Annotated in this window: 7 protein-coding genes; 4 read left to right on the plus strand and 3 right to left on the minus strand. The window is 66.7% G+C overall.

Going from position 1 to position 12,002, the window contains the following annotated elements:
* Nucleotides 1–151 precede the first annotated feature (151 nt).
* The 3 genes from DFR29_RS18050 to gpmI form a co-directional block, all read right to left on the minus strand.
* Complete coding sequence (locus DFR29_RS18050; RefSeq protein ID WP_133820019.1) at nt 152–1,465, minus strand: S41 family peptidase; 1,314 nt, start codon at nt 1,463–1,465, stop codon at nt 152–154.
* A 96-nt stretch (nt 1,466–1,561) separates the two neighbouring features.
* Entirely contained in the window at nt 1,562–2,761 is a 1,200-nt protein-coding gene (locus tag DFR29_RS18055) for a murein hydrolase activator EnvC family protein (RefSeq protein ID WP_166654184.1), read from the minus strand.
* 140 nt (nt 2,762–2,901) lie between these two features.
* Nucleotides 2,902–4,434 (minus strand): 2,3-bisphosphoglycerate-independent phosphoglycerate mutase, encoded by a 1,533-nt coding sequence (gene gpmI, locus DFR29_RS18060; protein ID WP_133820021.1) that lies wholly within the window; start codon nt 4,432–4,434, stop codon nt 2,902–2,904.
* A 195-nt stretch (nt 4,435–4,629) separates the two neighbouring features.
* Here gpmI and DFR29_RS18065 point away from each other — a divergent pair, with 195 nt between their 5' ends.
* The 4 genes from DFR29_RS18065 to DFR29_RS18080 all read left to right on the plus strand — a co-directional run bounded on the left by DFR29_RS18065 (nt 4,630) and on the right by DFR29_RS18080 (nt 11,644).
* Nucleotides 4,630–5,286, plus strand: a complete 657-nt coding sequence (locus DFR29_RS18065; protein ID WP_243746096.1) for a DUF4097 family beta strand repeat-containing protein — start codon at nt 4,630–4,632, stop codon at nt 5,284–5,286.
* Between the two features lie 251 nt (nt 5,287–5,537).
* On the plus strand, nt 5,538–7,274 hold the full coding sequence (locus DFR29_RS18070) for a M28 family metallopeptidase (protein WP_133820022.1): 1,737 nt from the start codon (nt 5,538–5,540) through the stop codon (nt 7,272–7,274).
* 124 nt (nt 7,275–7,398) lie between these two features.
* Nucleotides 7,399–8,145: a tetratricopeptide repeat protein gene (locus DFR29_RS18075; protein ID WP_133820023.1), complete on the plus strand. Its 747-nt coding sequence runs from the start codon at nt 7,399–7,401 to the stop codon at nt 8,143–8,145.
* Between the two features lie 217 nt (nt 8,146–8,362).
* The gene (locus DFR29_RS18080; protein ID WP_133820024.1) at nt 8,363–11,644 is read left to right on the plus strand and encodes a S41 family peptidase; all 3,282 of its coding nucleotides are present in this window, start codon (nt 8,363–8,365) and stop codon (nt 11,642–11,644) included.
* Nucleotides 11,645–12,002 lie beyond the last annotated feature (358 nt).

Genomic DNA, 12,002 nt, shown 5'->3' on the forward strand with positions numbered 1-12,002 from the left:
ACATCGAGGTGAGGCAGCATCAAAGAACCCCTGCCGAAGAATGCGCGCCACACCACGACGCAAGCCGAAGCGACGCTTCGCCATAGGCATTTTGTTACGGAGATAGCGCGATGTTGGGCTGCGCCAGCGGTTTATCCCAACATCGCGGGGCTCAGCCCTTGGCGGGCCCGGTCTTCGGCACCGCGCGCAAGGCCATCGCCTTGAGCACATGCACCGCTTCGGTCAGCGCGTAATCGTCCAGCGACGCGGCCTCGGTATTGGCCGCCGCGGCTTCGGGCTGCTCGTTCTCGCCCTTGAGGTGATTGGGCAGGTCGCGCTCGCTGGTGATCAGGCTGGGCGGTGCATCGCGCACGGCCAGTTTCAGGTCGCGCAGTTCGATGTCCGGCACGATGCCGGTGGCCTGTATCGATACGCCGCTGGGCGTGTAATAGCGTGCCGTGGTCAGCTTGACCGCGTGGCCGTCGTCCAGCGGCAGCACGGTCTGCACCGAGCCCTTGCCGAAGGTTTTCTGGCCGAGAATCAGGCCGCGGTGGTTGTCCTTCAGCGCGCCGGCGACGATCTCCGCCGCCGAGGCCGTACCTTTGTCCACAAGGATAACCAGCGGTGCGGCGCCGGTCAGGTCGCCCGGTGTGGCGCTGAAACTCAGGTCGGTGTCGTTGAGGCGGCCGCGCGTGGTGACGATGGTGCCGGCATCGAGAAAAACGTCGCTGACTTCGACCGCCGCGGTAAGCAGGCCGCCGGGATTGCTGCGCAGGTCCAGCACCACGCCGCGCACCGCCTGCTCCTTGCCCTTGAGCTTGGCCAGCTTGCGCTTGAGCTCGCCGCCGGTGTCTTCCTGGAACTGGGCCACGCGCAGGTAGGCATAGCCGGGTTCCAGCCAGCGCGCACGCACGCTGGCCACTTTGATCTTCTCACGCTTCAGGGTGATGTCGACGGGCACTGATTCGCCGTCGTGCAGCACGGTCAGCACCACGCTGCTGCCAGGGTTGCCGCGCAGCAGCTCGACCGAGGCGTTGACGTTTTCCGACGAGATCGATTTGCCGTCGATGCGCGTGATGATGTCGCCGGGCTTGATGCCGCCGCGCTCGGCCGGGGTGTCGTCGATAGGCGCGATCACGCGCAGCACGCCGTCGACGGTCAGCACTTCCAGACCCAGGCCGTCATAGGCGCCGCTGGTGTCTTCGGTCAGGTCGGTGAGCTGGCGTGGGTCGAGGTATTCGCTGTGCGGGTCCAGGCCAGACAGCAGGCCCTTGATGGCGGCCTCCATCAGGCGCTTGTCGCCGACGTCTTCCACATAGGCCTGCTTGACCAGGTTGTAGACGGCGGTAAAGGTGCGCACGTCCTCGATGCTGACGCCGGCCTTGGCCGCAGCGGCCTCGGGCGTGTCGGCTGCGGGCGGTGCGTCGGCCTGGGCGGCAAAGGCAAGGGAAGAAAGCGCAAGGAACAGCAGCGAACGGCACGGCATCGAGACGACTCCAGCAGACTCGCGGCGATTATGCCGCAGCAAACCCCGGCATTCCGACCGGCAGCCGGCATAAAAGTGCCGCCGGCAACGGCACTATCAAGGGCCGGGCTTGAGCCAGCTGCGCGGGTCCAGCGGCTTGCCGCGGGCGCGCAGCTCGAAATACAGGCCGGCGCTCTTGCGCCCGCCACTGGTGCCGGCGGTCGCGATTGGTTCGCCCGCGTCGACCCAGTCTCCAACATCCTTGAGCAAGGTTTCGTTATAGCCGTAAAGACTCATGTAGCCGTCGCCGTGATCGAGGATCAGGATCAGGCCATAGCCCTTGAGCCAGTCCGCATAGGCGACGCGGCCATGCGACACCGCGCGCACTTCGGTGCCGCTGTCGGCCGCCACGACGATGCCGGAGATCGCCCGGCCCGAGTCATCGCTGGAACCGAAGCCGACCGCGACCTTGCCCGGCAGCGGCCAGGGCAGGCGGCCGCGGCGTTCCGCGAACGGTTCGGCCGCCTTGAGCTGCTTGGGAATATCGGCAAACACGTCGCGCAGCCGTTCGAGCAGGCGGAGCAGGGCCGACTCGTCCTTGCCCAGGGCGTCCAGGCGGGCAGCCTGGTCTTTCAGGCTGAGCTCCAGGGTGTCGAGCATGGCCTCGCGCTCGAGCTTCTCTGCCTGTAGCCGCGTGCTTTCGCTGTTGCGCTCGCCGCGCGTGGCCTCGATCTCGACGACTTGCGCCTCGATCGCCTGCTGCACCTTGGCCAGGTCGACCAGGTCGGCCAGCAATTCCTCGATGCGGCCCATGCGCGCGCGCTGGAAATAGCGATGATAGGCAAGCACGCGCGACGTCGTCGCCACTTCGTTCTGCTGCAGGATCAGCTTGATTTCCTCGTGCCGGCCCAGGGCGTAGGCCGAACGCAGCAGCGCTGCCAGGGCATCGCGCTGGGATTTGAGTTTTTCCTCGAGTTCCTTTTTGCGCAATTGCAGCGCATCCAGCGACTGCTGCTGCTCGGCCAGTTTTTCCTGCAGCGTGCGCAACTCGCGCGCGACCGCGGCAATGCGCGTCTCGCGCTCGCGCAGCTCTACCGCGACACCGCCTTTCTGTGCTTCGGTCGCCTTGCGCTGATCGGCCAGCTGCTTGATTTGCGTGCGCAAGGTGTCGAGCTTCTGCTGCGCCTCGCGTTCCTCATTGCTGGCCGGCTTGGCCGGCGCAGCGCTTGCGGCCGCCTCGGCGGCTTCCTGGGCGACGGCAGCGGAGTGCCACAACGCGCCGGCCACGTAGGGTGCGATGAGCGCAGCGAATTGCACCGCAAGGCATCCCACCACGCGAAGAACCGCCGCCACGACCGATACCGCGCGCAGCACAGCGGGCGCGGCCAGACCCTGCTCCGCGCGGCGCAATTCGCTGTGCTCATCGCACCCTGCGCAAGGCATGGCCGCTTGACGGATCAAGCGTCGAAAGTCAGCAGCGAACGCCCCGTCATTTCCGCCGGCATCGGCAGGCCCATCAGCGCCAGCACGGTCGGCGCCAGGTCACGCAATGCGCCGTGTTCGATGCGCGGCCGGCCGGGGCCGACATAGACCAGCGGTACAGGCCCGACCGTGTGCTGGGTATGTGGCTGGCCGTTCTCGTCCAGCATCTGCTCGAGGTTGCCGTGGTCGGCGCTGATCAGCAGCGCGCCACCTGCGGCGCGGATCGCCGCTTCGATGCGGCCCAGGGCTTCATCAACCGCCTCGACCGCCGCGATGGCCGCGCCGAGCAGGCCGGTATGCCCGACCATGTCCGGATTGGCAATATTGCAGGCGATGAAATCGAACTCGCCCGAGGCGATGGCCGCGACCAGCCTGTCGGTGAGTTCCGGACAGCTCATCTGCGGCTGCAGATCGTAGGTGGCGACCCGGGGGCTGGGTACCAGGATGCGCTGTTCGCCCGCATACGGCAGCTCGCGCCCGCCCGAGAAGAAGAAAGTTACATGTGCATATTTCTCGGTTTCCGCAATACGCAGCTGGGTCTTGCCCAGCGACGCCAGGTATTCGCCCAGGGTATTGGCCATCGACTGCGGCTGGTAGGCAACGGCGGTGACAGCGAGGCTGGCGCTGTACTCGGTCAGGGTGACGAAAGCCGACAGGGCAAGGGCACGGCCGCGCGGGAAGCCGTCGAAGGCGGCTTCGGTGAATACCTGTACCAGCTGGCGGGCACGGTCGGCGCGGAAATTCATGAATACCACCGCATCGCCGTCGACCATGCGCGCGCCGGCACCGATCACGGTCGGCTTGACGAACTCGTCGTTCTCGCCGCGCGCGTAGGCCGCCGCGAGTGCGCCGACGCCGCTGGCCGCGTGAAACTCGGCACGCGCGTCGACCATGGCGTCGTAGGCCAGCTGTACCCGTTCCCAGCGCTTGTCGCGGTCCATCGCGTAGTAGCGGCCGCCGACCGTGGCGACGAAGGCGCCGCTGGTCGCGGCGCAGACTGCTTCGAGTTCGCGCAGGCTCGGTTCGGCACTCTTCGGCGGCATGTCGCGACCGTCGAGGAAGGCATGTACGGCGATGCGCGGCACGCCCTGCTGCGCGGCCAGGCGGATCATGGCGAAGATATGGCTTTCGTGACTGTGCACGCCGCCCGGCGAAAGCAGGCCGAACAGGTGCAAGGTACCGCTGCCACCGCGGGCGGCGTCGCAGGCCCGCAGCAATGCTGCATTGTTGAAGAATTCACCCGTGGAAACATCCTGGTCGATGCGGGTGAGATCCTGGTAGACGATGCGGCCCGAGCCGATGTTCATGTGGCCGACCTCGGAATTGCCCATCTGTCCGTCGGGCAGGCCTACGTGCAGCCCGTGGGTGTCGACCAGGTCGTGCGGACAGGTCGCCAGCAGGCGGCGCCAGTTGGGGCAGCGCGCCAGCGCAATGGCGTTGTTGTCGGTTTCCACGCGATGGCCCCAGCCATCGAGGATCAGCAGCAATACAGGCTTGGGTGCGGTCACGGCAGAGTCGGCGAGCGTGGCGGAACACGCATGGTAGCCCAATCGCCGCCGCGCCCGCCTGGGCCGCACATGACTGATGGCAGGGGGGCGGCACCAGCCTGCAACCCTGGCGCAAAACGCTGCATCCAAGCCCCTGTCAGCGCGGATCGTCCGCGCAGCCCGCGCGGCACCGGCCAACCTCAACAGGAGTTCATCATGACCATGCGCACGCTCGCCTTCGCCCTCTGCATCGCGCTGTCCGCTGGCGCTCACGCCGGCAGCAGCGGCGAGGACATCGACAAGGTCAACGGTTCGATCCGTATCACCGAAGGCCAGGCCGCCGGCGATCTGGAAACCGTCAACGGTTCCATCCATGTCGGCGACCACGCCCGCCTCGACGATGCGGAAACCGTCAACGGCGAAATCAATATCGGCAGCGACGTGGAAGCGTCGAGCCTGAGCACCGTCAACGGCGGCATCGACATCGGCCAGCGCAGCCGTATCCGCGGCGAAGTGGAATCGGTCAACGGCGGCATCACGCTGGAAGCCGGCGCCGATGTCGGCGGCAAGGTATCCAACGTCAACGGCCGTATCCAGACCGAGGCCGCACGCATCGGCGGCAGCATCGAAACCGTTGCCGGCGACATCGAGATCGGTCGCGACTCACGTGTCGACGGCGGCATCCTGGTGGAAAAGCCCAGCGGCTGGAACTGGGGCAAGAGCAAGAATCCGCGTGTCGTCATCGGCCCGAACGCGGTGGTGCGCGGTCCGCTGGTGTTCCGCCGCGACGTCGACCTGTTCGTCAGCGACAGCGCCAAGACCGGCGCCATCGAAGGCGCCACGGCCAAGCGTTTCAGCGGCGCCACGCCATAATCGTTCGCGCGCCGGCGCGGCCCGGTCGGCATTTGCGTGGGTTTCCGCCGCCAGCCCGTATCGAGCGGGCGGCGGGTTTCCTGCGCAGTAGCCGATAGCAGGCACGCGGCGGGAAACCGGCAGCTACGCCCGGCAGAGCCGGCCCTGGCGCCGGTTCGGCCATTTCCGTGAGCGTGCACATGACTTCTGGCCTGGCTGGGGCCGCCGCGGGCTGACTACACTCGGGATTCTGTGTAGTTCCCGGAGGCTCCATGCGCCATACCTTGATTGTCGCCAGCCTGGCCCTGAGCCTGGCTGCCTGTTCCGATACCCCGCCACCGCCGCCGGCTGCCGCCGCGCCGGCTGCCACTCCGGCCCCGGCCGCGGCGCCCGCCGCACCGGTCATCAACGACAGCAGCGGCATCAGCGCTGCCGGCTTCGGCGCACGCCTGAAGAAACTCGCCTCGGACGAGTTCGAAGGCCGCGAACCCGGCACCCTGGGCGAGCGCCTGACCACGGCCTATATCAAGGACGAGTTCGAGCGCATCGGCCTCAAGCCCGGCAACAACGGCTCATGGTTCCAGTCCGTGCCGATGGTGGAAATCAACCTGCAGAACACCGACGTGAGCCTGGACGTGGCCGTCGGCGGCAGCAGCGAGAAGTTCGCCTACAAGACCGACATGGTCGTGGGCAATCTGTCGGCCAAGCCCGAGGTCGCGCTGAAAGATTCCGAACTCGTCTTCGTCGGCTACGGCGTGAACGCGCCAGAGCAGCAGTGGAACGACTACGCCGGCCTGGACGTGAAGGGCAAGACCGTCGTCGTACTGATCAACGACCCAGGCTTCGGCAGCGGCGATGCGGAACTGTTCAAGGGCCGCGCGATGACCTACTACGGCCGCTGGACCTACAAGTTCGAGGAGGCCGCCCGCCAGGGCGCCGCCGGCGCACTGATCGTGCACGAGACCGAAGGTGCCGGTTACGGCTGGGACGTGATCGAGAACAGCTGGAGCGGACCGCAGTTCGACCTGCCCAAGAGCGAAGACCCGGCACCGCGCCTGGACCTGGCAGGCTGGATCACCAAGGCTTCGGCCGAGCGCCTGTTCGGCAAGGCCGGCCTGGATTTCGCCGCACTGCGCAAGAGCGCCGACGTGCGCGGCTTCAAGCCGCAGGCGCTGCCGGCCAAGCTGTCGGCCACGCTCAAGAGTGCGATCAAGAGCGGCGCTTCAGACAATGTCGTCGGCATGATCGCCGGCAGCGGCCATCCTGACGAAGCCATCGTCTACAGCGCGCACTGGGACCACCTGGGCAAAGACACCACGCGCAGCGGCGACCAGATCTTCAACGGCGCAGTCGACAACGCCACCGGCGTGGCCGGCCTGATCGAAATCGCCGAAGCGTTCGCCAAGCAGAATCCGCCGCCACAGCGCAGCGTGATCTTCACCGCGGTGACGCTGGAAGAATCCGGCCTGCTCGGCTCGCGCTACTACGCCACGCATCCGCCGATCGCAATGAACAAGACCGTGGCCAACATCAACATGGATGCCCTGTACCTGACGCCGATGGCACGCAACATCAGCGTCGTCGGCTTCGGCCAGTCGGACATGGACGCCTACATCAAGGAAGCCGCTACCGCCCAGGGCCGCGTGATCACGCCGGGCGAATCGCCGGAGAAGGGCTTCTTCTTCCGCTCCGATCATTTCAACTTCGCCCGCAAGGGCGTGCCGGCGCTATACGCCAAGGGCGGCGCCGACCTGTTCGTCGGTGGCGAAGCCGCAGGCAAGGCCGCGTTCGACGACTACGGCAAGAACCGCTACCACCAGGTCGCCGACGAATACCGCGACGACCTGCCGCTGGACGGCGCCGTCGCCGACCTGCAGGCGCTGTATGCGGTAGGCAAGAAACTCGCCGCCGAATCGACCTGGCCGCAATGGGCGGCCGACAGCGAGTTCAAGGCAATCCGCGATACGTCGCTCGCACCGGAAGCCGGCAAGGCCAGCTCGGCCAAGTAACACCTGCCATGCTGCCTCCGGGCGAATCCCGGAGGCAGCTGCGCGGCCGCGCTTCAACCATACGCCTTGCGCCGCCGCAGCGACGGCGACAAGATTCGCCGCCTCGCCCGTCTGCCGCGCCGCCATGCCCATCCTCATCGTTGCCTCGGTACTGCTGCAGTTCTTCTGCCTGGTGCACCTGGTGCGCACGGGCCGGCCGTATTACTGGATCTGGCTGATCCTGATCGGCTCCTTCCTGGGTTCGGCGGTCTACATCATCACCCAGGTCATTCCCGAGCTGCGCAACGATCCGGCCAGCCGCAAGCTGGTGCGCAACGTGCAGGACCGCATCGACCCGGAACGCCAGCGCCGGCGCATCGCACAGCAGCTGGACGTGGCCGACACGGTCGACAACCGGCGCAAGCTGGCCGAGGAATGCATGCGCCTGGGCGACTATGCCAATGCGGCCGAGCTGTACCAGTCGGTGCTCAAGGGCATCTACGCCAGCGACGCGGCCTTCCTGCTCGGCCTGGCCCAGGCCCAGGCCGGCCAGCACCAGTACGCCGCCGCGCGCGATACGCTGGATACGCTGATCAAGGCCAATCCGGATTTCCGCTCCGACGACGGCCACTTCCTCTACGCCCGCTGCCTGGAAGAACTGGGCGAGCACGCCCGCGCGCTGGAGGAATACCAGGTCCTGTCCACCAGCTATCCCGGCGAGGAAGCGCGCCTGCGCTATGGACTGCTGCTCAAGCAGGCAGGCCGGACGGACGAGGCACGCCAGGTGTTCGAAGACATGCTCAAGCGCGCTCGCGTGGCACCGAAGTACTACCGGCGCAAGGAAAAGGAATTCCTCGACGCGGCGCAGAAAGAGCTTGCCATCGGCAGCTGAGCGTTTCGCCGCCGCGACAAAACCCGGCACCGGCAAGACCGCTGTGCGCGCAGCACGGCAAACACGGCGCGAACGCGCCGGTTCTGCGGGGCAATAGCCTTGGGTCTACGCCTGCGGACGGCGCAGAACCGCACCCGCGAACTAGCCCTTTTGGCCCAGGGCAGTAGCCCGTCCGCTTTCTACAATCGGGTGCGCCCACTACCGAGCCGAGCACCCGATGCCGATAACCCTCGTTTCCGCTGCCCTGCTTGCCGCGGCCACCGCGGCACCCGAGCAGGGAGCCAGCCGCGTGCTGCGTTTTCCCGATATCTGCGGCGATGCCGTCACCTTCGTCCAGGCCGGCGACATCTATCGCGCCGCCGCCACCGGCGGTGTCGCGCAGCGGCTGACCTCGCATCTGGGCAACGAGCTGTATCCGAAATTTTCCCCCGACTGCCGCTGGATCGCGTTTTCCGGCGAATACGACGGCACGCGCCAGGTGTATGTGATTCCGGCCGACGGCGGCCTGCCGCGCCAGCTCACCTGGTACAACGACGTCGGCGCCATGCCGCAGCGCGGCGGCACCGACTACCGCGTGCTGGACTGGAGCCCGGACGGCAAGGACGTACTGGTGCGCGCCAACCGCGTGCCGTATTACGACGAACGCAGCGGCCTGCTCTACCGGGTGCCGTTCGACGGCGGCCTGGAAACACCGCTGGCCATGCCGATCAGCGGCGGCGGCATGTTCTCGCCCGACGGCAAGTCCGTCGTCTACACGCCGATTGATCGTGATTTCCGCAGCTGGAAGCGCTATCGCGGCGGCCGCGCCCAGGACGTGTGGACCTACGATCTGGTCAACAACACCTCCAAGCGCCTGACCGACGCCCGCGCCACCGATCACCAGCCGATGTGGCTGGGCGATACGGTGTTCTTTGTCTCCGACCGCGGCGGCCAGACCTTGAACCTCTGGTCCATGCCGGCCCAGGGCGGCGAAGCGCGCCAGCTCACCACCTTCAGCGATTTCGACGTGCTCTGGCCCAGCGCCGGCAAGGACGCCATCGCCTTCGAACAGGGCGGCTGGATCTGGCGCTTCGATCCGGCCACGGCCAAGGTGGCCAAGCTGGATATCCGCGTCGGCGGCGACCAGCCCCAGGCCATGCCGGCCTGGAAGAAAGTCGCCGGCCAGATCGAATCCTTCGATCTTTCGCCGCACGGCGAACGCGCCGTATTCGGTGCGCGCGGCGAATTGTTCAGCGTACCGGCCAAGAACGGCGAAGTACGCAATCTGAGCCGCACGCCGGCCGCGCGCGAGATCAGCGTGCGCTGGTCGCCGGATGGCAAGAGCGTGGCCTATCTGTCCGACGCCAGCGGCGAGTACGAAATCTATGTGCGCGGCCAGGACGGCAACGGCGAGCCGCGCCGGGTCACCCGCGACGGCAGCATCTGGCGCTTCCCGCCGGTCTGGTCGCCGGACTCGCGCAAGCTAGCCTATGCCGACAAGCAGCAGCGCCTGCGCATCGTCGACATCGACAGCGGCAGCCAGCGCGAGGTCGACCAGGGCCGCTACGACGACATCACCGACTACGCCTGGTCACCCGATTCGAACTGGCTGGCCTATGCGCGCACCAACGCCGCCAACCTGTCGGAAATCTGGCTGTATTCGCTCGCCGACGGCAAGACCGGCGCCGTCACCGAAGCGACCAGCAGCGCCTTCAGCCCGACCTTCGACCCGAAGGGACGCTGGCTGTATTTCCTGTCCAACCGCGACTACAACCTGACCTTCAGCGCGTTCGAAAGTAACTATTTGTACACAAATGCCACGCGCCCGTATGCGCTGGGCCTGGCCGCCGATGCGCCGGCTGTCTATCCGCTGAAGAGCGACGAGGTCAAGCCGGCCAGCACGGCGCCGGCGGAAAAACCGGCCCAGGAAACCCAGGCCGCACTGCCGCCCAAGGTGCGTGTCGACCGCGACGGCATTCTCGGCCGCCTGACTGCGCTGAAAGTCGGCCCGGGCGATTACCAGGGCCTGCGCGCCGGCATCGATGCGGTGTATTTCCTGTCCAACAATCAGCGCCAGCGGCGCGTGATGGACCCCAGCCTGGACCCGCAGGATCTGCGCCGCCTCGCCCTGGATGCCGACACCGACAAGAGCGTCGCACCGAATATCGCCGACTTCCGCATTTCCGCCAGCAGCGACACCTTGCTGCTCAAGCAGGGCGACCGCTACGCCATCGTCAAGGCCGACGCCGGCCAGGACTTCGCCGCCGGCGCCCTGAATCTGGACCGGCTCGAGCTGTACATCGACCCGCGCGTGGAATGGAAACAGGTCTACACCGACGCCTGGCGCATCCTGCGCGACTGGTTCTACGACCCGGGTGTACACGGTGGTATCGAACGCTGGAACGGCATCCGCGACCGCTACGCCGCCATGCTGCCCTACCTGGGCAGCCGCGCCGACCTGGACTACGTACTGCACGAAATTGCCGGTGAAATGAACTCCGGTCACATCTACGTCGTGTCCTCGCCCGACATGCCCAAGGTCGAACGCCATGCCAGCGGCCTGCTCGGCGCCGAATTCGCCACCGACGCCTCGGGCTATTTCCGCATTGCCCGCATCTATGCCGGCGAAAACTGGAACCGTGACCTGCGCTCGCCGCTGACCGAAGCCGGCGTCAACGTGAAGCAGGGCGATTTCCTCATCGCCGTCGACGGCGTCGACGCACGCAGCGTGAAGAATCCGTACCAATTGCTGCAGGGCCGCGGCGACCAGGTCGTGAGCCTCACGGTCAGCAACAAAGCCAGCGCCAGTGGCGCGCGCGAAGTGCGCGTACGCACGCTGACCTCGGAACAGTCGCTGCGCTACGCCGACTGGGTGGCTTCGCGCCGCGCCCTGGTCGACAAGCTGTCCAACGGCCGCGTCGGCTATATCCACGTGCCGAATACGGCGGTCGAAGGCAACCGCGAACTCAACCGCGGCCTGCTCGCCTACCACGACAAGGAAGCGCTGATCATCGACGATCGCTACAACGGCGGCGGCTTCATTCCCGACCGCATGATCGAACTGCTGCAGCGCCAGCCGCTGAACTACTGGAAGCGCCGCGGCGTGGAACCGCTGGCCACGCCGCTGGTGTCGCACGAAGGCCCCAAGGCCATGCTGACCAACGGCCTGTCCAGTTCCGGCGGCGACGCCTTCCCCTACTATTTCCGCAAATTGAAATTGGGGACTTTGATCGGCACGCGCACCTGGGGCGGCCTGATCGGCATCTCCGGCAACCCCGGCATGGCCGACGGCGGCGGCATGCTCGCCGCCACCTTCCGCCTGCTCGACACCGACGGCAAGTGGGCCGTGGAAGACGAAGGCGTAGCTCCGGACATCGAGGTCATCGACCGTCCCGAGCTGATTGCCGCCGGCAAGGACCCGAGCATAGAAAAAGCCATCGAAGTGCTGCTGGGCCAGTTGCCGGCCACGCCGAAGCCGCGCATCCAGGCACCGCCGGCACCGACGAAATTTGGCGATTGAGCGCTCAGCCGGCTTCTTGGTGCCTAGTGCCTAGTGCCTAGTGCCTAGTGCCTAGTGCCTAGTGCCTAGTGCCTAGTGCCTAGTGCCAAGTGCCAAGTGCCAAGTGCCAAGAGCCGGATGCCAGGTGCCAGGTGCCAGGTGCCAGCAGATAGCACGCGGTATCGAACGCTGAGTCGAAACGCCTGCTTTCACCCCTCTCCTCCAAGCTTCGCTTGGGGGAGAGGCGGGGAGAGGGGCGCTGCTCAATCGTCCTCTGTCTACGATTTTTGCCACGGCAGCACTTCTCGGCCCTGTGCAAGTGACGCCGCCAGTCCCTGCGCCAACCCTGAATGCACCACCCAGCCAGCCCCGTCTGCCC

Origin of the sequence: Tahibacter aquaticus (assembly GCF_004363655.1) — a bacterium.
Taxonomy (GTDB): domain Bacteria; phylum Pseudomonadota; class Gammaproteobacteria; order Xanthomonadales; family Rhodanobacteraceae; genus Tahibacter; species Tahibacter aquaticus.